Origin of the sequence: Paraburkholderia sp. J94 (genome assembly GCF_905220285.1) — a bacterium.
In the GTDB taxonomy this organism is placed as follows: domain Bacteria; phylum Pseudomonadota; class Gammaproteobacteria; order Burkholderiales; family Burkholderiaceae; genus Paraburkholderia; species Paraburkholderia tropica_A.
In genome coordinates, this window is record NZ_CAJMZH010000020.1 from 49,595 (window position 1) to 73,749 (window position 24,155).

At 65.2% G+C, this 24,155-nt stretch carries 21 protein-coding genes; 10 read left to right on the forward strand and 11 right to left on the reverse strand.

Annotated elements, in window-relative coordinates; translation table 11 throughout:
* Positions 1 to 363 precede the first annotated feature (363 nt).
* Positions 364 to 900: a helix-turn-helix transcriptional regulator gene (locus U4Y88_RS32675; RefSeq protein ID WP_321788990.1), complete on the forward strand. Its 537-nt coding sequence runs from the start codon at positions 364 to 366 to the stop codon at positions 898 to 900.
* Positions 901 to 940: 40 nt separating this feature from the next.
* Here the strand turns inward: U4Y88_RS32675 and U4Y88_RS32680 are convergent, their stop codons facing one another.
* From U4Y88_RS32680 to U4Y88_RS32690, 3 genes are all read right to left on the reverse strand, one after another.
* Positions 941 to 1,159, reverse strand: a complete 219-nt coding sequence (locus U4Y88_RS32680) for a hypothetical protein (protein WP_405045027.1) — start codon at positions 1,157 to 1,159, stop codon at positions 941 to 943.
* 20 nt (positions 1,160 to 1,179) lie between these two features.
* Positions 1,180 to 2,922 carry an FAD-dependent oxidoreductase gene (locus tag U4Y88_RS32685; RefSeq protein WP_321788991.1) on the reverse strand — a complete coding sequence of 581 codons (1,743 nt, stop codon included), beginning with the start codon at positions 2,920 to 2,922 and terminating at the stop codon, positions 1,180 to 1,182.
* A gap of 191 nt (positions 2,923 to 3,113) precedes the next feature.
* Positions 3,114 to 3,932: a helix-turn-helix transcriptional regulator gene (locus U4Y88_RS32690; protein ID WP_321788993.1), complete on the reverse strand. Its 819-nt coding sequence runs from the start codon at positions 3,930 to 3,932 to the stop codon at positions 3,114 to 3,116.
* A gap of 317 nt (positions 3,933 to 4,249) precedes the next feature.
* On the opposite strand from U4Y88_RS32690, the gene U4Y88_RS32695 reads away from it, so the two are divergent.
* A complete protein-coding gene (locus U4Y88_RS32695) occupies positions 4,250 to 5,275 on the forward strand; it encodes a VTT domain-containing protein (RefSeq protein WP_224014855.1) in 1,026 nt (341 codons plus the stop codon).
* Between the two features lie 81 nt (positions 5,276 to 5,356).
* Here the strand turns inward: U4Y88_RS32695 and U4Y88_RS32700 are convergent, their stop codons facing one another.
* The gene (locus U4Y88_RS32700; RefSeq protein WP_224014854.1) at positions 5,357 to 6,796 is read right to left on the reverse strand and encodes a DHA2 family efflux MFS transporter permease subunit; all 1,440 of its coding nucleotides are present in this window, start codon (positions 6,794 to 6,796) and stop codon (positions 5,357 to 5,359) included.
* A 240-nt stretch (positions 6,797 to 7,036) separates the two neighbouring features.
* Here U4Y88_RS32700 and U4Y88_RS32705 point away from each other — a divergent pair, with 240 nt between their 5' ends.
* Positions 7,037 to 8,068, forward strand: coding sequence for an aldo/keto reductase (locus tag U4Y88_RS32705; protein WP_321788995.1), 1,032 nt, complete (start codon positions 7,037 to 7,039; stop codon positions 8,066 to 8,068).
* 70 nt (positions 8,069 to 8,138) lie between these two features.
* On the opposite strand, the gene U4Y88_RS32710 is transcribed toward U4Y88_RS32705, so the two are convergent.
* The 3 genes from U4Y88_RS32710 to U4Y88_RS32720 all read right to left on the reverse strand — a co-directional run bounded on the left by U4Y88_RS32710 (position 8,139) and on the right by U4Y88_RS32720 (position 11,538).
* On the reverse strand, positions 8,139 to 8,315 hold the full coding sequence (locus U4Y88_RS32710) for a hypothetical protein (protein WP_224014850.1): 177 nt from the start codon (positions 8,313 to 8,315) through the stop codon (positions 8,139 to 8,141).
* A 613-nt stretch (positions 8,316 to 8,928) separates the two neighbouring features.
* Positions 8,929 to 9,627: a carbonic anhydrase gene (locus U4Y88_RS32715; protein ID WP_224014848.1), complete on the reverse strand. Its 699-nt coding sequence runs from the start codon at positions 9,625 to 9,627 to the stop codon at positions 8,929 to 8,931.
* A gap of 666 nt (positions 9,628 to 10,293) precedes the next feature.
* Positions 10,294 to 11,538 carry an MFS transporter gene (locus U4Y88_RS32720; protein WP_321788997.1) on the reverse strand — a complete coding sequence of 415 codons (1,245 nt, stop codon included), beginning with the start codon at positions 11,536 to 11,538 and terminating at the stop codon, positions 10,294 to 10,296.
* A 122-nt stretch (positions 11,539 to 11,660) separates the two neighbouring features.
* Between U4Y88_RS32720 and U4Y88_RS32725 the strand changes: the two genes are divergently transcribed.
* Positions 11,661 to 12,542 (forward strand): LysR substrate-binding domain-containing protein, encoded by an 882-nt coding sequence (locus tag U4Y88_RS32725; RefSeq protein ID WP_224014844.1) that lies wholly within the window; start codon positions 11,661 to 11,663, stop codon positions 12,540 to 12,542.
* Positions 12,543 to 12,553: 11 nt separating this feature from the next.
* Here the strand turns inward: U4Y88_RS32725 and U4Y88_RS32730 are convergent, their stop codons facing one another.
* Complete coding sequence (locus U4Y88_RS32730; protein ID WP_224014842.1) at positions 12,554 to 12,781, reverse strand: hypothetical protein; 228 nt, start codon at positions 12,779 to 12,781, stop codon at positions 12,554 to 12,556.
* Between the two features lie 371 nt (positions 12,782 to 13,152).
* Here U4Y88_RS32730 and U4Y88_RS32735 point away from each other — a divergent pair, with 371 nt between their 5' ends.
* Complete coding sequence (locus tag U4Y88_RS32735) at positions 13,153 to 13,536, forward strand: BON domain-containing protein (RefSeq protein ID WP_224014840.1); 384 nt, start codon at positions 13,153 to 13,155, stop codon at positions 13,534 to 13,536.
* A gap of 125 nt (positions 13,537 to 13,661) precedes the next feature.
* Here U4Y88_RS32735 and U4Y88_RS32740 read toward each other — a convergent pair whose 3' ends face one another.
* Positions 13,662 to 14,615, reverse strand: coding sequence for a LysR family transcriptional regulator (locus tag U4Y88_RS32740; RefSeq protein WP_224014838.1), 954 nt, complete (start codon positions 14,613 to 14,615; stop codon positions 13,662 to 13,664).
* A 104-nt stretch (positions 14,616 to 14,719) separates the two neighbouring features.
* Between U4Y88_RS32740 and U4Y88_RS32745 the strand changes: the two genes are divergently transcribed.
* The 3 genes from U4Y88_RS32745 (at position 14,720) to mmsB (ending at position 18,590) form a co-directional block, all read left to right on the forward strand.
* Entirely contained in the window at positions 14,720 to 16,042 is a 1,323-nt protein-coding gene (locus tag U4Y88_RS32745; RefSeq protein ID WP_321788999.1) for an MFS transporter, read from the forward strand.
* 81 nt (positions 16,043 to 16,123) lie between these two features.
* Entirely contained in the window at positions 16,124 to 17,650 is a 1,527-nt protein-coding gene (locus tag U4Y88_RS32750) for a CoA-acylating methylmalonate-semialdehyde dehydrogenase (RefSeq protein WP_321789001.1), read from the forward strand.
* Between the two features lie 40 nt (positions 17,651 to 17,690).
* Positions 17,691 to 18,590 carry a 3-hydroxyisobutyrate dehydrogenase gene (gene mmsB / locus U4Y88_RS32755; RefSeq protein ID WP_321789003.1) on the forward strand — a complete coding sequence of 300 codons (900 nt, stop codon included), beginning with the start codon at positions 17,691 to 17,693 and terminating at the stop codon, positions 18,588 to 18,590.
* A gap of 94 nt (positions 18,591 to 18,684) precedes the next feature.
* Here mmsB and U4Y88_RS32760 read toward each other — a convergent pair whose 3' ends face one another.
* Entirely contained in the window at positions 18,685 to 19,761 is a 1,077-nt protein-coding gene (locus U4Y88_RS32760; protein WP_321789005.1) for a phytoene/squalene synthase family protein, read from the reverse strand.
* 520 nt (positions 19,762 to 20,281) lie between these two features.
* Here U4Y88_RS32760 and U4Y88_RS32765 point away from each other — a divergent pair.
* Positions 20,282 to 20,680 (forward strand): hypothetical protein, encoded by a 399-nt coding sequence (locus tag U4Y88_RS32765; RefSeq protein ID WP_065065970.1) that lies wholly within the window; start codon positions 20,282 to 20,284, stop codon positions 20,678 to 20,680.
* Positions 20,681 to 20,860: 180 nt separating this feature from the next.
* On the forward strand, positions 20,861 to 23,107 hold the full coding sequence (gene bamA / locus U4Y88_RS32770) for an outer membrane protein assembly factor BamA (RefSeq protein ID WP_224015210.1): 2,247 nt from the start codon (positions 20,861 to 20,863) through the stop codon (positions 23,105 to 23,107).
* A gap of 7 nt (positions 23,108 to 23,114) precedes the next feature.
* Here bamA and U4Y88_RS32775 read toward each other — a convergent pair whose 3' ends face one another.
* The gene (locus U4Y88_RS32775) at positions 23,115 to 24,065 is read right to left on the reverse strand and encodes a LysR substrate-binding domain-containing protein (RefSeq protein ID WP_224014829.1); all 951 of its coding nucleotides are present in this window, start codon (positions 24,063 to 24,065) and stop codon (positions 23,115 to 23,117) included.
* Positions 24,066 to 24,155 lie beyond the last annotated feature (90 nt).

The window sequence follows — 24,155 nt, forward strand, 5'->3', positions numbered from 1 at the left end:
GTAGCTCTCCGGTATGCAATATTTGCGGGGCATTTTTTCCCACTGCAGACCGGAATGACGGCGCGATTCGGCAAAGCTCGCATGCGATGCACATTTGTCCTCTTTAATGAGGATTCACACCCAGGGAGCATCGCGTAGGATGCAATTTCCGGCGGCCTGAAAGCTGTCGGCGTGTGTTTTTTTTGGGGCGGCGTTGCCGCCCATTTTCTTTTCCGCTCCAGAAGTTTTCTTGAATTCACCGGCCGCGCTGGATAAGCTGAAGCGCGTATCCCGGCTCAGAACGTTGCGAATGCAACGGCGCCTGGGACGTCTTGCAGTCATGAACCCGTACTTCGATCCACCGTTGTCTTCATCCCGTTGCGCATGCATCTGACTAGCCGCGAACTGGTGCTGCTTGCCGACTTCTTCAGGGTGCTGGCGGAGCCTGCGTCGAGCGCGGACGCGCTGCGCGCCGACGCTGCGCAACGCATGCTCGATCTGCTGGGCGCGGACGATTTCGCCGAGACCGCGTGGCGCGACGAGGCGATCGACGGCAACTTGTGGATCGCGCGCGGCGGGCATCGCGATGTCGCGTCCGCGCGCGAACGCGCGTTGTTCGATCTGATTCGGCCCGCGTTCGCGGCGGCGATGGCGCGCGCGAACGGCGAGGTGTGGATCGACGCGCCGCCCGCCACCGCCGACGATCTGCCTCAGCCTGACGGCGATCTGCTCGCGCGCCTCACGCGGCGAGAGCGCGAGGTTGTCGAGCTTGCCGCGGATGGCTTGCTCGACAAGGAAATCGCGCAACGTCTCGGGATTTCCTATACGACCGTGCGTACGCATCTCGACCGTTCCTTTCAGAAACTCGGCATCAGCAATCGGTCGAAACTGGCGCGTCTGCTGCAAACGGCGCGCCGCTGAGCGGCTTTGAAGCGGCGCTAAAGCCGGTTTAAAGCCCGATTCAACGCGTGGCCGATATGTCCATGTCCTCGCGCGCGGCGTCGATCAACTCGAACGCGGCGGCTGCATCGCCGATGCGCTCGACGGCGAGCAGCGCGAAGCGCGCGAGAAAGAGCGGCGTCGCGGCCTCGCCCAAATCCGTCATGGTCTTGCACAGGCGCGTATAGACCGCGTCGAGTTCGCTGTCCGTCATGGCGTGCTTCAAGTGTTGTTCCATCATCGTGTCTCCGGGTGTCGGGATCAGCCGCGCAGTGCGCGATCGACGGCGGCGAGCGCGCGTTGTGCGAACGTGGCGCGTTCGTCGTGCTTGTCGCTTTCCTCGCGTGCGCCTTGCCAGCGTCCGAGCACGTGGCCGTCCGGGCGCACGAGATAGAGCGCCTGTTGCGCGACGCCGTACATCGGAAACAGCTTGCCCGTGTGATCCCAGGCGCTGCGTTGCGCGGTATCGGCGAGAGCGTGGCGCGCGATGGGAATCAGCGCGAATGGCAAGTCGCGCGCCGCGAATTCGGTTTCGAGTGCGGCGAGATCGGCGGGCAACGCGTCATCGTCGCTGAACCAGAACGCCGTGAAGCGCGGCCCGAGAAGATCGGTGAGATGTGCGGTGAGATGCGAGGCTTGCGCGCCGTCGCGATCGACGATCGTCAGCGGACATTCGGGCAGCACGGCGCCGGGCGCGGGGCCGCTCGCGAACGCATCGGATCCGGCGTTGAGCGGCGACTCAAGATACGCAATCGCCGACGTCTGGCGCGGATTGATCAGTGAGCGCACGCCCGGATGCTTGAGCGCGAGGCTCAGCACGGCCTTGCGCATCAGATCGAACGCGAACGACGGCGGCGCCATGAATTCCGTGCTCTTGGTGCCGTAGCTCAGGTTCTCGTGCGCCGCGAACACGCGCTCGTCGGAATAGCTGTCGAGCAGGCTCGCGTGCGCGCGGCCCTGCGTGACGTACGCGAGTTTCCAGGCGAGATTGTCGGCGTCGTCGATGCCCGAATTCGCGCCGCGCACGCCGAAGATCGGCACCAGATGCGCGGCGTCGCCCGCGAACAGCACGCGGCCGTGCCGATAGCGTTCGAGCGTGAGCGCGTTGGCCTTGTAGATCGTGATCCAGACCGGCGACCACGGGGCGGTTTCGCCCATCATGTCGAGCAGGCTTTGCACGCGCGGCATCACGTTTTCGGGCTTGACGGCTTCGTCGGCATCCTCGCCGTCGCGCAGCTGATAGTCGATGCGCCAGACGTTGTCGGGCTGCTTGTGCACGAGCACCGTCGAGCCGGGATTCGACGCCGGATCGAAGTAAGCGAGGCGCTCGGTCGGCTGCGCGCTGTCGAGCAGAATGTCGACGATCACATAGCGGCCTTCGTAGCTCGTGCCCGTGAGCTTCAGGCCCAGCGCCTCGCGCACCGTGCTGCGTCCGCCGTCGGCGGCCACGAGCCAGTCGGTTTGCGCTTCGTAGTCGCCTGCGGGCGTGGAGAGCGTGAGCGTCGCGCCGTGTTCATCGTGGCGGATCGCCGTGACCTTCGTGCGCCAGCGGATGTCGATCAGGTCGGCATGCCGCTCGGCCGCGTCGAGCAGGAATTGCTCGATGTGGTACTGGGCCAGATTGACCATCGGCGGCAGCTTCTGGTTCTCGTCCTGCGGCATCGTGAAGTGCAGCACTTCGTCGTGACGATAGAAGCTGCGTCCGCCGGTCCACGGCAGTCCCTTCGCGAGAAAGCCGTCAAGTGCGCCGAGCCGTTCGATGATTTCGAGGCTGCGCCGCGAAATGCAGATTGCGCGGCTGCCGTAGCAGACCGATTCGTCGGCTTCGATCAGCACCGAGCGCACGCCGTGTTGCGCGAGTCCGAGCGCGATCGCGAGGCCGACCGGGCCGCCGCCGACGATCGTCACGGCGTGGCGCCGGGTTTCGCGGCCATCGGCGCATTCGGGCAGGCGCGCGTCGTAGTGTCGGGCTTCGAACGGGTAGGGCTGGAAGGCGGCGGTCATCGCGCGCGCTCCTGCTGCGATGCGCCGAAGCGGGCGCGCGAAAAATGGGCGTAGTGGGGCATGGTGCGCTGTCTCCAATCTGGATTTATGGCTTCGCGGATCGTTGACACGACCTCGCGGCGATGGAGCCAGTATGGAGCGCGCGGGCGGCGGCGCTGTCCTCATTTTGGGTACAGCGCGCGGGGCGCGTTTCAGCCGTTGACGTGGGCGAGGCAGAGCGCGAACAACTGCCGCTGGCTGGAGATGCCGAGCCGCCGATAGGCGCGCTTCTGGTAGGTCACGACGCTGCTCGGCTTGACGCCCATGTGGTCGGCGATTTCGGCGGCGCTGTGGCCTTCGAGCACGCCGCGCAGGGCGTCGAGTTCGCGTTTCGAGAGATCGGGGCAGAGGCCGCGCAGGCGCGCGAGCATCAGCGGCGCGATGCCGGCCTGACGCTGGCCGTTCAACGCGTAGTGATGCTTCGTGGCCTCGCCGATCAGCGGTGCGAGCGATTCCACGAGTTCGACTTCGGCGGGCCGGAAGTTGCCCGCGTCGCGCTCGCGATAGAGGTTCACGGAGAGCCAGATATCGGCGGCGGGCTGCAACAGCAGCGAGAGCCGGTCGGAGACATTGGGCGTGGCGTAGCAGGCCGTGCGATAGCCGTCGTGCGCGATATCGGCGCTCGTTTGCCAGTGCAGCACGAGCGCGTTGCTGGGCGCGTCGGCGTCGTGGCCCGCGACGATGCGCTGGTTGCCGTCGAGCGCGTAAAAGAGGCGCGCGTAGGTGTCGGCGACGTCGCGCAGAAAGCGCCCGCCGCGATGGTCGGCGACCGAGACCGTGCGCGGACGATTGCCGAACTCGTACGCGAACACCGTGCATTGCGACACCGACGTGGCCGGCCCGAGCAGATTGAGGACTTCGGCGGCGAGCGCATTGGCGTCGTCGTCGCCGATCGAGGCAACGAGGCGGGTGACGCGGGACAGATCGAACTGACCCGTCTGGCTGGGACGGTCGAGACGCCAGTAACGCATGTTTCTTAAAGGAAATCGGGAAAAATATCGGCGCGGCGGCGCGGCGCTCCGGCTTCCCGAGCGTAGCACCGAATCGCTGGCGGGCGAATCGGTGCTATGCCCGTGCACGTGATTTCCCGATCGAAGCCGATCGCGTTCAATCGTTCCCGCTACGAAAAGGGCCGGATCTGCGGCCGCTCAAGCGTCGCGTTTGCGCATCCCGCGCGCGGCTGACCGCGAGCAAGAAATGCGCTGAATGGGTTAATCTCCACCCTTGTGCTGCGCACGCACACATGTTTCCTTTCATACCCAACGTACCCGCGCAGGAAAACCCCGACATGTGGACCCTCCCCACCGCCATCCCGCCCGATTTCGGCACCGGGGCGGTCTTTCTCAGCGTGCTCGTGACGCAGCTCGGCGTGCCGGTTCCGGCCGCGCCCGTGCTCATTCTCGCGGGCACGATGGCGGCGGGCGGCGAGGCGTCGTATCCGAATCTGCTGATCGCGGCGGTGTGCGCGACCTTGCTCGCGGATTCGCTGTGGTTCATGGCGGGCCGTTTGCGCGGCCGCCGGCTGCTCAACGCGCTGGTGCGTTTTTCGCTGTCGCTCGACACGACGATCCGCGTCGCGCGCAACGTCTTCGAGCGTCACGGCGCGCCCATTCTGACCGTGGCGAAGTTCGTGCCGGGCCTCGGCCTGATGTCGGCGCCGCTGCTCGGCACCACGTCGATGGAAATGCGCATCTTCCTGCTCTGGGACGCGCTCGGCGCGACCTTGTGGGCGGGCGTCTACCTGCTCGGCGGCGCGGCGCTGCACGCGGAAATCGCGCGCTTTGCCGTATTCGTGCGCGCGAATGGCGGGACGATTTTCGATGTGCTCGCCGTGGCCGGCGTGCTGTTTCTCGGCTGGCGCTGGGTGCGCCGCCTGCAGTTCCGCCGCTGGCTCGCCACGCACCGCATTTCGCCGGATCAGCTCGACGAGATGATGAAGTCCGCCGCGCCGCCGATCGTGTTCGACGCGCGGCCGCAGACCGTGCGCGAGAAGGAGGCGTACCGCATTCCGGGCGCGCGTCCGCTCGATCTGGATTCGCACGACGAGATCGCGCCCGAACTGGTCGCGCGGCCCATCGTGGTCTATTGCGTGTGCCCGAACGAAGCGACGGCCAAGCGCATCGTCAACCAGTTGCGCAGCAAGCATATTCATCACGCGCATGCGCTCAAGGGCGGGCTCGACGCGTGGGAGCGGCGCGGTTATCCGGTCGAGCCGCTCTCGGCGGAATTCCATCCCGCGTACATTCGCGACGACGACGATTTCGAGCCGGACACCGAGCAGGAATTCACGGTGCGCGCGAGTCTGTCGAAGTAAGCGGCGATGCCGCGACGGTGTTCGTTGCGGCTGCCATTTTTCATCGAACCACCTTCAACGCGCGCTTGAAGCCCCGAAGCTTCACGCGCGCTGCCGCCGCGAGCCGCCTCCCACATTGCGGCCCGCGTCGCGCGCCATCTGTGCATATCCCCACACCGACAGCAGCGTGAGCAGGCCCGCGCCCAGAAACGCGAGGCGGAAGTCGTCGAGCGAGAACGCGTGGCCCGTCGTCTCGCCGTTGTAGCTCGCCGCCATGCGCAGCGCGAGCGCGCCGAACGCAATGCCGAGACCGTTGGTCATCTGCGACGCCGCGCTCCAGAGCGTGCTGGCGGCGCTCATCTGCGGTTGCGCGACGTCGGCGTAAGCGAGCGTGGCGAGCGTCGAGAACTGCATCGAGCGCGTCACGCCGTAGATGAACACCACGATCAGCACGATCGCGAGCGGCACGCCGGGCGTGAGCAGTCCGCACGCGATCATCGAGAGCCCCGCAATCGTCACGTCGACGACCGACACGAGCCGGAAGCCCCAGCGTTCGAGAATGCGCGTCGTGAGCGCTTTCATGCCGAGGTTGCCGAGCGCGCTGGCGAGCAGCAGCAAACCCGACTTGAACGCCGACAAACCAAAGCCGATCTGGAACAGCAGCGGCATCAGATACGGCGCCGCGCCGATGCCGACGCGCGTGACCGAACCCGTCACGACCGTCACCGAAAACGTGGGGATTTTCAGCGTCGATACGTCGATCAGCGGATGCGTGTGGCGCTTCGCGTGGAAGAACGCCATCGCGCCGATCAGCACGCCGGCCACCACGAGCGCCGCCGCGCGCCACGGATTTTCGCCGGGCTGGCTCGCGAGTTCGGCGCCATAGAGGATCGCCGTGAGCGCCGCGCCGCTCAGCACGAGGCCGAGCACGTCGAGCGGGCGGCGCTGCTCGCCGCGCAGGTTCGGCACCATCGCCATGATCGCGACGAGCACCGCGATGCCGAACGGCACGTTGAGCAGAAAGATCCAGCGCCACGACGCGTAGGTCGTGATGAAGCCGCCGACCGGCGGCCCGACCACGGGTGCGGCGATCGCGGGCCAGGTGATCGTGGAGATCGCCTGCATCAAGCGGCTTTTTTCGGTGCTGCGCACGACGATCATGCGGCCGACCGGCACCATCATCGCGCCGCCCATGCCTTGCAGCACACGCGCCGCGACGAACTCCGGCAGGTTCTGCGCGATCCCGCAGAGCACCGAGGCAATCGTGAACGTGAGCACGGCGCCGAAGAACACGGTGCGCGAGCCGCAGCGGTCGGCCACCCAGCCGCTCGCCGGAATGAAGATGGCGAGCGCCAGCATGTAGGCCGTCACGCCGAGACTCAGGCTGTTCGGGCCGATGCCGAACGAATGCGCCATCTGCGGCAGCGCCGTGGCGATCACGGTGGTGTCGAGATACTCCATGAAGAAGGTGGCCGCGACGATGTAGGGCAGCCAGCCGATGAACGACGAGCGCGTCGGGGGCGTGGGCGTCGTGCTCGTCATCGGTGGATCTCGGGGAAGCGGGTGGGGAATGTGCGGCTCATGATGGGAAAGGCTGGGAAGTTGCCGATCGGAAACGAACGTACACGCTGGAAGCGCATGGAAGCGCGCGCGTGTTTCCGATACGAAAGCGCAACTGTACAGCGCGGCCGCCGAATCCGCTGGCGCGGCAAATTACAAAAGACGCGCGTACACTCGTTGACCGGTTGTTTCGTCAAACACTCGACTCGCGGAGGATCGGAAATGGAAACCCGTTTTCTGGGCGCATCAGGTTTCAAGGTGCCGGTGCTGAGTTTCGGCACGGGCACGTTCGGCGGCAAGGGCGAATTCTTCGAGGCGTGGGGCGCGACCGACGTGGCCGAAGCGCGCCGCCTCATCGACATCTGTCTCGAAGCGGGCGTGAACATGTTCGATAGCGCCGACATCTATTCGAACGGCTCATCGGAATCGGTGCTCGGCGAGGCGCTCAAGGGGCGGCGCGACAAGGTCATCATCTCGACCAAGGCGACCTTCCGTTTCGACGACGGCGCCAATAGCGTCGGTTCCTCGCGCATTCATCTGCGGCGTGCTGTGGACGCCGCGCTCAAGCGTCTGCAAACCGACTACATCGACCTGTTCCAGCTGCACGGTTTCGACGCGAAAACCCCTGCCGAAGAAGTGCTCTCGACGCTCGACGATCTGGTGCGCGCGGGCAAGATCCTCTACACGGGCGTGTCGAATTTTTCGGGCTGGCACCTGATGAAGTCGCTCGCGGTCGCCGACCGCTACGGCTATCCGCGCTACGTCGCCAATCAGACCTACTACTCGCTGATCGGCCGCGACTACGAATGGGAACTGATGCCGCTTGGGCTCGATCAGGGCGTGGGCGCGGTCGTGTGGAGCCCGCTCGGCTGGGGCCGTCTGACCGGCAAGATCCGTCGCGGACAGCCGCTGCCGCAGACGAGCCGTCTGCACAAGACCGCCGATCAGGGGCCGCCGGTGCCCGACGAAACCCTGTTCCGCGTGCTCGACGCCATCGACGGAATCGCGCAGGAAACCGGCAAGACCGTGCCGCAGATCGCGCTGAACTGGCTATTGCAGCGTCCGACCGTGGCGACCGTGCTGATCGGCGCGCGCGACGAGGCGCAGTTGCGTCAGAACCTCGGCGCGGTGGGCTGGAACCTCACGGCCGAACAGGTCGCGAAGCTCGACGCCGCGAGCAAGGTGCGGCCGGTCTATCCGTACTGGCATCAGGAAGGGTTCGCGGAGCGCAATCCGGCGCCGGTCGAGTGGTGAATCCGCCGCGCCGGTCGTGGGCAAGGGCGGCCGTCGCGGACCAGCGCCGCGCGGCACTTGCCTGACAAGTTCAGTTCGTGACGGACGCGCGCAGGATTTCGGCCGCGCCAAGGTGGATCGCCAGCGCGAAGAAGTCGCGTTCGGCGATGTTGGCCGATCGGGCGATGGCGAGCGCGCGGTCGTGGTCCTGCGGATGCAGAAGCAGTTTGACTTCGATCTTGGCGGGCGGCGTGAGGCTGGACTCCATGGCATTGCTCCTTCGGTAACCGGGCGCTCGGCCCGTGTGGGTGCGTGAGCCCATTACCGGCCGCCAGTGCGCGAACGCGCGCGGGCCGTCGGCCGGGGCGAAAGCCTCGGCGGTCGAACGGCGCTTGACGTGGAGTGGGCCTGGGAACGCCGCCGCATCTTGTGGACGCGGCGGCGCGATGCGCGTGCCGGTATTAGCGTGGCGCGCGCGGTCGCCCTTGTGCGGCGACGAAATCGACTGCGAATTGAACGACGTAAGAGACGACGTAACTGCGGGTGGAACCGGTGTCAGACGGGTACGGCAAGGAAGCGAACTGCATAAGCTGGCAACCTCCGGAATTATTTTTCTCGTGCGGCTGGGCGCCGCATCTGGTACGGGGCAGAGTATAGCCATGTCTTGACCTGGGGTAAACCCCTAGGTGTTACACCTTAGTCAAAACGTTGTTGCAACGGTTGATGTAATCGAGCGCCGACGCCGGACGGCGCCTTGAGGCGCGGTCCGGCATGGCAGAAAGAGCGGGGATTCTGGCGGGGAACGCCTGGCAAATACCTGGCGGGTGCGAAGCGGGTGCCAGGCAAGCGCCGGGCTGAGGCCGGCGCTGGGGCGGGCGAGCTTAGCCCGTGGTGTCTTTGCGCAGGCGCGCACGCGCCTCGCCGAGCGATTCGAAGCGGCCGTGCGTGTCGTCGAACACCGAAATCGTGCCGTGGCCGATGTCGTAGACCCAGCCTTGCAGCTCGAGCTGGCCTTGCGCCACGCGGGCCGCGACCGCCGGGTGCGTGCGCAGATGGGTGAGTTGCAGCCGCACGTTTTCCTCGACCAGCGCCTGCACGATCTGGTTTTCGTCGAGACCGCGCGTCTGCACGACGCTGCGCGCCGCTTCCGCGTTACGCAGCCAGGCCTGCACCGTCGGCATGCCGGCGGTGGCTTCGGCGCCCAGGGCGAGGCCCTTCATCGCGCCGCAATCGGTGTGGCCGCACAGCACGATCTGGCGCACGTTCAGCGCGAGCACCGCGAATTCGACCACGGCGGACACGCCGCCGAGCATTTCGCCGTAGGCCGGCACGATGTTGCCGATGTTGCGGCAGACGAACAGCTCGCCGGGGCGCACCTGCGTGATCATCTCAGGCGAGACGCGCGAGTCGGCGCAGGTGATGAACAGCGTGTGCGGCGCCTGGCTGTGCGCGAGGCTGCGGAACAGCTCCTTGTTGCCCGGGAACACGTTGTGACTGAACTCGTCCACGCCGTCGAGCAGGTGCAGCAGATCGCAGCCGCACGATTCGGAGTGTTCGTGCGAGTGAGTGTTGTCTGGCATGGGAGTTTCTCTCTTTATCATGAATCGACACAATCGAATGGCAACAGCGGGAGTTTACGCCGAGGCTTCGCGTTTCGGATCGGAAACCTGCCGTCCGACCGTGCGTTTTGCCTGTTTTCCCGCTTTCCGATCGGCAACCGGCTGAGCCGGCCGCCGCCTGCCGCCGCCACGCGCGGGGCGCTCAGGCTTCGGATTGTCGCCGGGTATTCGACACGCATTTTCTCACGCCGGGGGCGCCTGCGTGCCGCCGCGAGCATCGATCGGTCTGGTGGGTCGGGGCCTGGTGGGCCTTGTTGTCAAACGACCGGCTAGCCGGTCGGCGAGCGCCGGCGCGGCGGTGGTCCGGCTGACCGTCCAACTGGCCGTCCGATGCTGGCGGGGCAGCATTGTACGCGACGCGGCCGCTTACGCGGATGTGGGTTTCCGAAAGGAACGCGAGGAGGCGTCCGCGCGGGCGGGCGTGATCGTGTGGATTGATCAGCATTGCCTGGCAGTTTCGCCTGCCACGGCGGCGGGATGGCTGGCGGATGCGGGTTGCCGACGCGCGCGCGCACGCACGCGCGCCGATCCGTGTCCGCCTGCGCCCGGCACCGCTCGACGACGATTCGAGCGGCGCGGGTAGCGGTGGAGATAGGCCGATATCGGCTGCCAGCGTCGACAGCGCGGTCAGGATTCCAGCGCGGCGCGCGTGGCGTTGGCGCGGCGGCCCGGCATGAAATACCAGACGGCGGCCAGCGCCTGAATGACGATCAGCGCGCTCCAGACGGCCTGATGGGCGGCGACCGGATAGTGGCCGTCGACGGCGGTCCAGTGTCCGAGCGCGGCGCCGATCGCGATCTGCGCCACGAAGATCCCGACGAAAATCACGAGCGTGAACGTGGTATTCACTCGCCCGATCATCCGCGCAGGGAAGTATTCGGCGAGGACCGCGTAAGTGAGGATGCCGGTGCCGCCGAGCGCGCCATACGCCGCCCAGAGCACGGGCGCGGGCAGCGGCACGCGCGCCGCGAGCAGCGCCTGCACGATCACGAACAGCACCATCGTCGCGCCGGAGAAGTGCGCGACGCTCACGCCGCGCCGTTCGAAGCTGCGCGCGAGCGCGCCAAAACCGATATTGCCGACGATGAACGCCGCGCCCAGCACCGAGATCAGCGAGGCCGCGCGGCTCGTCACGTCGGCGGTCCCGGCAGGCACGACGTCGCGCAGGAACGCGCCGACCCAGAGCGACTGCATCGCGTAGAACACCGTCTGCGTGAGCGCCGAAAACGACGCCGTCTTCCAGAACGCGTGGCTGCGCAGGATGTGCGCGGTGCCCTTGAACTGTTCGAGCACGCTCGCCTGATGATGGGTGTCGCGCGTGCGCGGGCCGCCGATCCAGATGATGGCCGCGATCGCGGCCGTGAACACGGCGAGCCCGACGCTCACCGCGCGCCACGGCGCGAACGAGAGCAGCCAGGAGAGCGGCGCGCCCACCGCGACGCCGCCGAGTCCGCCGACCGCCATCACGAGGCCGTTGACGAGCGTGAGCTGCGCCACGGGGAAGTGCTGCGCGGTCGCCTTGAACGCGCCGCCGAGGCACACGGACACGCCCACGCCCACCAGCAGGCGTCCGGCCATCATCGCGCCCATGCTGTGCGCGAGGCCGAAGACGAGCGCGCCCGTCGCGGCGACGAGCATGACGCAGGCCGTCACGCGGCGCGGGCCGAAGTGGTCGAGCAGCACGCCGGCGGGAATCTGCGCGCCCGCGAAGCCGAGGAAGTAGAGGCTCGTGAGCGTGCCGAGATCGGTCGCGGTGAAGCCCATTTCGTGCGTCAGGAACGGTGCGAAGCCCAGATTGACGCCGCGAAACAGATAGGAAACGAAATAGCCGAGCGCGAAAACAACGAAAACGCGCAATCTGAGAGCGGTCATGAGGCGGACGGGCGCGTGGACAAAGCGTACGCGTTGAATGGCTGGGCCCTGATTATTGGCGAAAAGCCGGGCGCGAGGCCAGCGAGAGATTTCAGCCGCGATTGTGAGTAAAATTTGACGTCATGTCCCGAACGCTCCCTCCTTTGCAGGCCCTGCGCGCGCTAGAAGCGGCGGCGCGGCGGCGCAGTTTCAGCCGCGCCGCGGAAGAATTGCATTTGACGCACAGCGCCGTGAGCCACCATCTGCGCGGGCTCGAAGCGGAACTGGGCGTCGAGCTGTTCCGGCGCGCCGGCGGCCAGATGATCCCGACCGCGGCGGGCGCGCAGCTCGCCGAGCGCGTGCGCCGCAGTCTCGACGACCTGCGCGACGCGCTCGACGCCACGCGTCCCGGCGTGAGCGGCGTCACGCGTCTCGAACTGAGCGTGATGTCCGATTTCGCGTCGGTGTGGCTGATCCCGCGTCTCGGCGACTTTTACGACCGCTATCCCGACGTCGATCTGTCGATGCGCATGCATGCCGACGTCACGCCGCCCGATCCCTATCCGTTCGATATCGGCATCTGGCATCGCCGGGTCGACGAACCCGGTTTCCAGATCCGCAAGCTGCTCGACGACCAGGTCGTGGCCGTGTGCAGCCCCGCGCTGCTCGCGCGCTACCCCGATTTCCGCATCGCCGACCTGCCGCACATGCCGCTGCTGCGCTTCTCGCGGCGCTCGTGGCGCGACTTCTTCGAAGCCGCTGGGGTGGCGGGCGCGGAGCCCGAGCGCGGCCCCATCTTCGACGACGCCGGCCTGCTGCTTCAGGCGACGGTGGCCGGGCAGGGCGCGGCCACCGCGCGGCTGCAACTCGCGCGCGATTTCATCGAACGCGGCGAACTGGTGCAACTCGGGCAGGTGCGCATTCCCGCCTCGCTCGACTATTACTTCACCTGGCGCGAGGGCCATCCGCGCGAAGCCGCGATCCAGCAGTTCTATCGCTGGGTCAAGTCGCAGCTCGCGCGCTGAATGCGCATGTTTTAGGGCGCCATTCCGTGCGGATAAAAATCAATGCGGGTAAAACCTGTGTCGATGCGCGTCAACGGGCGGTGAATGACATACGTTGTTTGCGATAAAGGCGGGCAATGACGCGCGAATACCGCGCCAATGGTGAGCCAATAGCGAGTCAATGGTGGGTGAATAGCGCGCCAATGCAGCATCGAATAGCCGGCAATAGCGTGCAGTAAAGGGTGAAAAGAAAGATGCATCCGCAATATTCATTGTGCATGCACTCTTTAGGCGCACATTGCGCACGCGGCATTGTCCGGCAATGAAAACGCGTGAATGCGATTGAATGGCATCACCATAAACGCGCTTTGTCCTGGCATCCGGGACGGCGTGTGGTGGCGGACTGCAGGGGCATGCCGATTCGTCTGTGGAAATGAAGTCACAGATTAGCCACAGAAGGCCCGTGCCACGACGGTTTCGCATCAAGGTTGAAATAATTGGAGTATCGTTAGTTCCCGATGCGATTGCCGCAGTCACATCTGCCGCAATGACAGCGTCTGATTCGAAGTGAAAGCGTAGTGCACGGCCCCTAGAGGGCTATCAAAAAACTGTGACAACAGGAGAAAACTGCATGAAGGCTATTCAGGCGTTCAAACTGGCGGCAGGCACGATGCTCGTCGCCGCTTCGCTCCACGTGTATGCGCAGGACGCCGCCAGCGCGCCCGCCGCTGCACCGACCGACGCAGCCCAGGCTCAGCTGAAGGACTCGAAGGCGCAATACAAGTCCGCCAAGGCCGCTAACCGCGCGCTGTCGCGCAAGGTGCGTTCGGCACTCGCGAAGTCCAAGGACATCAGCGTGGCCAACATCACCGTGCGTGCTCGCGACGGCGCCGTGGTCCTGCAAGGCACCGTGCCGGAGCAACCGCAGATCGACCGCGCCACGGAAGTGGCCAAGGGCGTGGCCGGCGTGACGTCGGTGAAGAACGCGCTGACGATCCGTCCGGTCGGGACCTGATCCGCTGCACCCGAACGGGAATGCATCGCGCGCGTGGGGCGCGGGATGCACTCCGGTTCCGCTTCGAAACCGCACATGCCATTCGCGAACCGAATTGCATGTGCGGTTTTCTTTTGTGCGCGCGTTCAGGCCTCGACGTAGTGCATCTCGGGCGATTCGCCCATCAGCAAAGGCTGATTCGCGTCGGCGGCGGCGCGCAGATAATCCCATAGCGACGTGATGCGCCGCAGCTTGCGCAACTCTTCGCGGCTGCACAGCCAGAAACGCCGCGTCACCACGATTTCATCGGGCAGGACCGAGACCAGACGCGGATCGGGTTCGGCCATGAAGCACGGCAGGATCGCCAGCGCGCTGCCTTGCACGGCCGCGTGATATTGCGCGATCACGCTGGTGCTGCACAGATTCGCCTTGACGTTCGGCGCCGCGCGTTCGAGATAGAGCAGTTCGTGGCTGAAGGCGAGATCGGCGACATAGCTGATGAATGCGTGATGGCGCAGATCGGTGGCGCTGCGAATCGGCGCGTGTCGCGCGAGATAGTCAGGTGTCCCATACAATCTCAGCCGATAGTCGCTGAGCTTCGTATAAACATATTGGCCGCGCTCCGGGCGCTCCAGCATGATCGCCAGATCGGCTTCGCGTTTCGAAAGACTCACGAAATGCGGCACCGGCAGCAGGTCGATCGACATGTCGGGATGCTGGCCCGTAAAACGCGCGAGTTGCGGCGCGAGAAAAAAGCAGCCGAACCCCTCCGTCGATCCCACTCGCACATGTCCCGACAGCGATTGCGCGCCCAGCGCGAATTGCTCGCTCGCCGACTGCACCGTGGTTTCCACGGCGTCCGCGTAGGCGAGCAGTCGCTGGCCCTCGGCGGTCAGCACGAAACCGCCCGCGCGCGACTTGTCGAACAGCACCGTGCCGAGCGCGGCTTCCAGCTCGCGCACGCGCCGCGCCACCGTGGTGTGATCGACACCCAGGCGCTTCGCCGCGCCGCTCGCGCGCTGCGTGCGCGCCACTTCGAGGAAGTAGCGCAAATCGTCCCAATTCAATGTCTCCATCTGTCCCGTTGTGTTTTTTTGCATATCGGATGGGCTTTTTCATCTCTATGCCGTGGATATTCGAATAACTATACTCGTTTGCAGGTCGCTGAAAAGACGGCCGCACACAATATGGATGGAGACAAACGATGCACATGCAGTCCACCCCGGACGGGGCGGCAGTGGCCGTTCCCGTTCCAGAACAAAAACGCAGGACGCGCGACTATCTGATCGCCGGCTGGGCCAGCATGGCCGGCACCACCATCGAGTGGTACGACTTCTTCCTCTACGGCACCGCCGCCGCACTCGTTTTCAACAAGGTTTTCTTCCCGACGCTCGACCCGATCCTCGGCACGCTCGCGGCCTTCGCGACCTATGGCGTGGGCTTTATCGGCCGTCCGATGGGCGGCATCGTGTTCGGCCATTTCGGCGACCGCGTCGGCCGCAAGTCGATGCTGCTCGCCACGCTGCTGCTGATGGGCATTCCGAGCATGGTGATCGGCCTGATTCCTTCGTATCAGAGCATCGGTTATTGGGCCGCCGTGCTGCTCGTCGCCATGCGTTTTCTGCAGGGCATGGCCGTGGGCGGGGAATGGGGCGGCGCGGTGCTGATGGCTGTCGAACACGCGCCGCCGGGCCGCAAGGGCTTCTTCGGTTCGCTGCCGCAAACGGGCGTGGGTTTCGGCCTGATTCTTTCGTCGATCGCGATGGCGGCCGTCACCGCGCTGCCTGAAGCGGATCTGCTCTCGTGGGGCTGGCGCATTCCGTTTCTGGCGAGCATCGCGCTCGTGCTGCTCGGCTGGGTCATTCGTGTGCGCGTGCCGGAATCGCCCGATTTCGAGCGCGTGAAAAAGGAACGCGCGCCCGTGAAAGCACCCGTGCTCGAAGTGCTGCGACGCCAGCCGCGCGACCTGCTCATCATCATCGGCGCGCGGACGGCGGAGAACACGTGGTTTTATCTCGTGGTGGCGTTCGCGCTCGCCTATGCCGCGAATCAGCTGAAGATTCCCAAGGCGCAGATCTTGCACGCGATTACGGCGGGCGCCGCGCTCTCGCTCGCGACCATGCCGTTCTGCGGCTGGCTCAGCGACCGTATCGGACAGAAGCGTCTGTTTCTCGCGGGCCTCGTCGTCATGGCGGCGTTCGTCGCGCCGTTCTTCGCGATGCTCGAAACGCTTCATCCGCTCACGGTGTGGTGGGCGATGGTGCTCGGCGTCGGCGTGGTGTTCCCGATTCTCTATGCGCCCGAATCGCAATTGTTCGCCGCGCAGTTTCCGGCGGAAATCCGCTATAGCGGCATCTCGGTGTCGGTGCAGGTGGCCGGCGTGCTGGGCGGCGGCGTCGCGCCGATGATCGCGACCGCGCTGCTCGCCTGGGGCGGCGGCAATCCGCATTATGTGGTGGCGTATATGGTGGCGCTGGGCGTGATCGCGTTTCTGTGCACGCTGGCCATGCGCTCGCATTACGATTGATAGATGGTTCGTATTCCTACCAATCCGGTTTCAACCGCAGTCGAGACCGGACCCGTTCATCCCTTTCGCAGAGAGTTCATCATGAACGCAGTCACCCAGGATTCCAACGCGCAGGTCTCGACCGTCAAGCTGCTGATCGACGGCGAATTCGTCGAATCGAAAAGCCAGGAATGGCGCGACATCGTCAATCCGGCCACGCAGGAAGTGCTGGCGCGCGTGCCGTTCGCGACCGTCGCCGAAGTCGATGCCGCGGTCAAGAGCGCGCACGCCGCGTTCGCGGAGTGGAAGAACACGTCGCTCGGCGTGCGTTTGCGCATCATGCTCAAATTGCAGGCGTTGATTCGCGAGAACATGTCGCGCATCGCGAAGACGCTCACGGCCGAGCAGGGCAAGACGCTGCCCGACGCCGAAGGCGATATCTTCCGCGGCCTCGAAGTGGTCGAGCACGCCTGTTCGATCGGCACGCTGCAACAGGGCGGTTTCGCCGAGAACGTGGCGGGCGGCGTGGATACGTACACGCTGCAACAACCGATCGGTGTCTGCGCGGGCATCACGCCGTTCAATTTCCCCGCCATGATTCCGCTGTGGATGTTCCCGATGGCGATCGTCTGCGGCAACACCTTCGTGCTCAAGCCGTCCGAACAGGACCCGCTCTCGACCATGCAGCTCGTCGAACTCGCGCTCGAAGCGGGCATTCCGAAGGGCGTGCTCAACGTCGTGCACGGCGGCAAGGAAGTGGTCGACGCGATCTGCTCGCATCCGCTCGTGAAGGCGATTTCGTTCGTCGGCTCGACGGCGGTGGGCACGCATGTCTATCGCCTCGGCAGCGAACATGGCAAGCGCGTGCAGTCGATGATGGGCGCGAAGAATCACGCCGTCGTGCTGCCCGATGCGAACCGCGAGCAGGCGCTCAACGCGCTGGCGGGCGCGGCGTTCGGCGCGGCGGGTCAGCGCTGCATGGCCACTTCTGTGGTCGTGCTGGTGGGCGCGGCGCAGCAGTGGGTGCCCGAACTCGTCGAGAAGGCGAAGACGCTCAAGGTCAACGCGGGCCACGAGCCGAAAACCGATGTGGGTCCGGTGGTCTCGCGTGTCGCGAAGCAGCGCATTCTCGGCCTGATCGAATCGGGCGTGAAGCAGGGCGCGACGCTGGCACTCGACGGCCGCGACGTGAAGGTGCCCGGCTACGAGGACGGCAACTTCGTCGGCCCGACGATCTTCACGAACGTGAAGACCGATATGGACATTTACACCCACGAGATTTTCGGGCCGGTGCTGGTCGTGCTCACGGTGAATACGCTCGACGAGGCCATCGCGCTCGTCAATGCGAATCCGTTCGGCAACGGCGTGGGCCTGTTCACGCAAAGCGGCGCGGCGGCGCGCAAATTCCAGAGCGAAATCGATATCGGCCAGGTGGGCATCAATATTCCGATTCCGGTGCCGGTGCCGTATTTCAGCTTCACGGGTTCGCGCGGTTCGAAGCTCGGCGATCTCGGTCCGTACGGCAAGCAGGTCGTGCAGTTCTACACGCAGACCAAGACCGTCACGGCGCGCTGGTTCGACGACGCGACCGTCAACGACGGCGTGAACACCACGATCAGCCTGCGCTGAGCGCTCATTTCACCCGCACATAAAAAATGGAGAGAGGCTCATGAAAATCGGTTTCATCGGGCTGGGCCATATGGGCGCGCCGATGGCGCTCAATCTGATCAAGGCGGGCCACACGCTGAGCGTGTTCGACCTGAGCGCCGACGCGATGCGCACGCTCGCCGACGCGGGCGCGACGCTGGCCGCGTCGCCGAAAGCGGCCGCCACGGGCGCGGAGTGGGTCATCACCATGCTGCCCGCCGCCGCGCACGTGCGCACCGTGCTGAGCGCCGAAGACGGCGTGCTAGCGGGCGTCGCGAAGGGCGTGACGATCATCGATTCGAGCACCATCGATCCGGCCAGCGCGAAGGCGTTCGCGGCGCTCGCCGAAGCGAACGGCAACCGCTTCGTCGATGCGCCGGTCTCGGGCGGCACGGGCGGCGCGGTGGCGGGCACGCTCACCTTCATGGTGGGCGGCACGGCGGCGCTCTATGAAAGCGTGAAGCCGGTGCTCTCGGGCATGGGCAAGAACATCGTCCATTGCGGCGAGACCGGCACGGGGCAGGTCGCGAAGCTCTGCAACAACCTCGTGCTCGGCGTGACGATGGCGGGCGTGGCGGAAGCGATGGCGCTCGGCGAGGCGCTCGGCATCGACGCGAAGGTGCTGGGCGGCATCATGAATACGTCGACGGGCCGCTGCTGGAGTTCGGACACGTATAACCCGTTCCCGGGCGTGATCGAAACGGCGCCGTCGTCGCGCGGCTATACGGGCGGCTTCGGCACCGATCTGATGCTCAAGGATCTGGGCCTTGCCACCGACGCCGCGAAGCAGGCGCGTCAGCCCGCGTACATGGGCGCGCTCGCGCAGCAGCTTTATCAGGCGATGAGCAGCCACGGCGACGGCAAGCTCGACTTCTCGGCGATCATCAAGCTCTATCGGCGCGAGAGTCACGAGAAGGGCTGAGCGTTTCAGCCTGGTTTGAATACGGCGCGTGCGCAGATCGGCACGCGCCGTTTTACGTTAACGGCGATTTAAAGGGTTAAAGGGTTCAAGGGGTTTAAATCGCCTCGATCGCCTTCATGCGCGACTCGATGCGTTTGAGCAGGCGTTTGAACCACGCATCGAGCAGCGCGTTCGAGGGCGCGGCGAGCGTCGAGCACGCGAGAATGCGATAGACGTCGTTGCGCGTGAGCTTGGACGGACGCGCGGGATCGAGCCAGTCCTCGTTATCGACGAGACGTTCGAGCGTTTCGAGGCCGATCAGGATCGGCCACAAACACGCGAGGCGCAGACGCAGCGACAGACGCGGCAGCGCGAACGTGTAGTCGATGGCCGCGCGGAAATGATCGAGCGCGATGCGCACGAGGCCGAACATCAGCGGACGCGCGCGCGCCGAGGTGCCCGGCTGCATCAGGTCGGCGGGCGAGAGCGCCGCTTGCGCGAGCATCGTGGCGGGCAGATAGCAGCGGCCGATGCGCAGATCCTTGCCGCAATCGCGCAGCACGTTCACCATCTGCAAGGCCTTGCCGAAGCGCACGCCGCGCTGGTACATGGTGTCGCGCAGCGCCGGATCGAGCGCGCCGGGAATATGCAGGTACGTCATCTTCGTCCAGAACTCGCCGACGCAGCCCGCCACCAGATACGTGTAGCGGTCGAGCTCGTCCCACGTGCCGAGCGCGGCCACCTGGCCCGAGCGCTCGTCGGGGAAGGTGCGCAGATCGAATTCCATGCCTTCCGTGAGCGTCGTGACGATCTCGCGCACGGCGACGCGGTCGGCCTCGTCGAGCTGGCCGAGCACGTCGAGCGCGCCGTCGAGCGATTCGAGCAGCCGTTTTTCGTCCGATTGCGTCTGCTGGCCGGCGACTTCGCTGGCGATGCGCTTGAGCGCGTCGCCGTCGGCCGCGCCGGCGGACGTTCCATTCACGCGCTCGCGGAACGCCAGCAGCAGCGCGAGACGCTGGGCGGGCGGGATCAGCGAGGTATCGGCGATGGTGTCGGCGGCGCGCGCGAGCAGATACGCCTCGCCCACGGGGTCGCGCATGCCCACGGGCAGCACGCGCAGCGTGAGGTAGAACGAGCGGGAAACGCCTTTGAGCAACGGCCCGAGCAGGTAGGCCCGGTTAGAATTCTGCATGTCGGTTGGCTGGATGAGGCTGAATAACGGCAGCCGCATTGTAGCGTGGACGACGAGGGACCGACCCGGTAGCGCCTGGGCGCCGAATTTGGGGGCACGCCTGGGCCAAACTTCGACCACACCAGCGGCTAGGCTTCGGGCCAATTCCCGATGGCCGTAATTGCCTGCGTTTTCCACGACACCCGCTCGCGGTGCAAATCTCTCCGCGCATTTCCGCGCGCCCCATTGATCTCCTGTTCAGGTTTTTGTCGGCTTATCGACAGTCGCGGTAATCGTTTTCGTTACGACGTATTTTTCGCCCCTCATTCCCCATTTCGCGTGACGTAATTTGAAAGGACCGCGATTCAAGGCGTGAATCGCAGGCGTGGCGTGCAATGCCGCGCGCATTAACGGACCGCAAAACGCCGATCTCTTACGCGGCAATATTGATGAAAGTAATACGCGTAACGCTAGGGGTAATGGCTTCGCGGCGCCATCTCACTACACTCCGCCGATGGTTTTTGTCACGGAGGCGCCGTCTATGTCCACGTCCACGTCACTTGCCATCGACTCGCTGCGCGGTTTCGAGCTGACCGCGGACGGCCAGTATCTGATGGTGAATAGTAATCAGCCAGACAGCGTCGCCGTGCACTGTTCGGTCATGCACGAATTGCTGGCCGCACTCTCGAACGCGATTGGCCGTTCGGAGCGCATTCGTCACAAGAGTGCGAGCGTCAAATTCACCATGCCCTGCGAGGCGTGGGAGATCGGCCGCGAGTCGGGCGCCGTGCAGCATCTGGTGGTGAGCTTCCGCTTGCCGGGCGGCGCGGAACTGTCGTTCCGCCTGCATCCGTCGCAAGCCGCGCACATGACCGAAGTGCTCTCGCTCGCGACCGGACTCGCCAAGCCGCTGCGGCCCGCTTCGATGCGCGTGCAATAGCGCAGGGCGGCCGTGCGCCGGCCGCTTCGTCACGTGGCCGCGGCTCCCGCCGCTGCCGTCCTTCTCGCCGCGCGCGCAAACGCGGCGTTCCCGTTGGCCTTACTCTCGACCTCCCGCATGACGGTTTCATCTACCACGCGCTACACCCGCGCGCTGACCTTCGCTGGCCTTGGCCTGAGCATGGCCGCCACCGCGCACGCCACGGAACCCTTCGTGGTCCAGGACATTCGCATCGACGGCCTGCAGCGCATCGAACCGGGCACCGTGTTCGCCTATCTGCCGATCAAGCAGGGCGACACCTTCTCCGACGACAAGGCCTCCGACGCGATCCGCGCGCTCTACGCAACGGGCTTCTTCAGCGACGTGCGCATTGCCACCGAGGGCCGCACGGTCGTCGTGCAGGTGCAGGAACGCGCGGCGATCGGCACGATCGACTTCGCGGGCATTCACGAGTTCGACAAGGACAATCTGAACAAGGCGCTCGGCGCCGTGGGTCTCTCGCCGGGCCGCAGCTACGACAAGGCGCTCGTCGACCGCGCCGAGCAGGAACTCAAGCGCCAGTACCTCACGCGCGGCTATTACGCCGCCGAGGTGACGACCACGGTCACGCCGATCGACCGTAATCGCGTGGCCTTGCTGTTCTCGGTGATCGAAGGACCGAGCGCGAAGATCCGCCAGGTGAACTTCATCGGCAATAACGTGTTCACCGAAAGCACGCTGCGCGACGAGATGCAGCTTTCGACGCCGAACTGGTTCTCGTGGTACACGAAGAACGATCTGTATTCGAAGGACAAGCTCACGGGCGATCTGGAAAACGTGCGCTCGTATTATCTGGATCGCGGCTATCTGGAGTTCAATATCGACTCCACGCAGGTCTCGCTGTCGCCCGACAAAAAGGACATGTATCTGACGATCTCGATACATGAAGGCGAGCCGTACACGATTTCGAGCGTGAAGCTCGCGGGCAATCTGCTCAATCGCGAAGCCGAACTCACGAAACTGATCGGCGTGAAAAAAGGCCAGCGTTTCTCGGCGCAGAAACTCAAGGACACGACCAAGGCGCTCGTCGATCATCTCGGCGAATACGGCTACGCGTTCGCGACCGTCAACGCCGAACCGCAGATCGACCAGCAGCATCACACCGTGGCGCTGACGCTGCAAGTCGATCCGAGCCGCCGCGTCTACGTGCGGCACGTGAACATCACCGGCAACACGCGCACGCGCGACGAAGTGATTCGCCGCGAAATGCGCCAGCTCGAAAGCGCGTGGTTCGATTCGAACCGCCTTGCGCTGTCGAAGGACCGCGTGAATCGTCTGGGCTATTTCACCAACGTCGATGTGACGACCGTGCCCGTGGAAGGCACGCAGGATCAGGTCGACGTGGACGTGAACGTGACCGAGAAGCCGACCGGCACGCTCTCGCTGGGCGTGGGTTACGGCTCGGGCGAAGGCCCGATCATTTCGGCGGGCATTTCGCAGGACAACGTGTTCGGTTCGGGCAATACGCTGTCGCTGAACGTGAATACGGCGAGCACGTACCGCACGCTGTCGGTCACGCAGATCGATCCGTATTTCACGGTCGACGGCATCAAGCGCATTACCGACGTCTATTACCGCACGACCGAGCCGCTTTATTATTCGAGCACCAACGACACGAGTTTCCGTATCGTTTCGTATGGCGCGGACATGAAATTCGGCATTCCGTTTTCCGAAACCGATATGGTGTATTTCGGTCTCGGCATCGAACAGGATCGTCTGGATATCGACTCGACCACGCCGCAGACGTATAAGGATTACGTCGCCGATTTCGGCCGCGTGTCGAATATCGTGCCGTTGACAGTGGGCTGGTCGCGCGACAATCGTGACAGCGCGCTGGTGCCGAGCCGCGGTTACTTCGCGCAGGCCAACGCCGAATACGGCACGCCTGCCGGCCTGCAGTACTACAAGGCCGACGCGCAGATGCAGTATTACTACTCGTTCGCGCGCGGTTTCGTGCTGGGCCTGAATTTCCAGGGCGGCTACGGCAACGGCATTGGCGGCGCGTACCCGATCTTCAAGAACTACTACGCGGGCGGTATCGGTTCGGTGCGCGGCTACGAGTCGGGTTCGCTCGGTCCGCGCGACTCCAGCACGGGCGATCCGATCGGCGGCTCGAAGATGGTGGTCGGCAATATCGAACTCACGTTCCCGCTGCCCGGCACCGGCTACGACCGCACGCTGCGCGTCTTCACGTTCCTCGACGGCGGTAACGTCTGGGGCACGGAAGGCAACAGCACCGGCGCGAACGGCCTGCGTTACAGCTATGGCGCGGGTCTGGAATGGATCTCGCCGATCGGGCCGCTCAAGCTCGACATCGGCTTCCCGATCGTCAAGCACTCGGGCGATCAGTATCAGAAGTTCCAGTTCCAGATCGGTACGTCGTTCTAAGCGGCGATCAGATCAGCAACTCGAGCGAGTGATACAGGCGGCGCCGCTCTGGATCCTGCGAGGATTCTCCAGAGCGGATCGCCTGCTTGAGGCAATCGAGAAAGCATTCCGCGGCGGCCGAGAGCGGCACGCCGCGCCGCGCGACCACGCTCACCACGGTGCGGTCCACTTCCTCCTGTAGCGACAGCGCGCGCAGATTCTCGCGCGCGATGCGCGTTTCCACCAATGGCCACGGAAAGATGCTGGCCATGTCGGTGTTCATGATCAGCCCCATCGCGACGATGAACGAATGCGCGAGATGCACCGTGCGCGGCAGCGGCAGGCCGTGGCGGCGGAACACGTCGTCGGCGATCATGTCCTTGCTCGCCGGGTCCCAGTTGAGCAACCATTCGCAATCCTGAAGATCGCGCAGCGAATGCGTGTGTTCGAGCGGATGACCCTTGCGCACGACCACGGCGGATTCGGTGGCGAAGATCGGCGTCTGCGTGAATTCGGCGTGCAGCGACGCGAGTCCCGGTTTGCCGAGCGAGAAGTCGAGCGAGCCGTCGCGCAGACGCGGCATCACGATATTGAGCAGCCCCTCGTAGAACTCCAGCTGCATCTCGGGCATGCGCGCGCGAAACAGCGTGACGGCGTCGGGCAGAAACGAGAGCGCGAGCCACGGCGTCACGCCGATGGCGAGCTTGCCGCCGCCGCTGCCGCGCCGCGCGTCGAGTTCGTCCTGGGCGCGCGCCATCTGATGCACGATCGCGCGCGCATGCACGAGCAGCGCCTGACCCGCCTCGGTGAAGGCGATGCCGTTCGCGTTGCGCGTTACCAGTGCGATCTGCTGCTCGGCTTCGAGTTCGCGCACGGCCTTGGTGGCCGCGGCGGGCGAGATGCCGAGCGCGCGCGCGGCCGCGCGGATGCTGCCGGTATCGGCCATGGCGACGAGCGCCCGGAACTGATGGAACTTCATGAGGGAAAACCCGAGTGCGTACCTCTGGTTGGCGGGCCAACCATTGTAGGGCTGTCGGCGAAAAAACGGCGTCATTATCCTGAGCCTTGC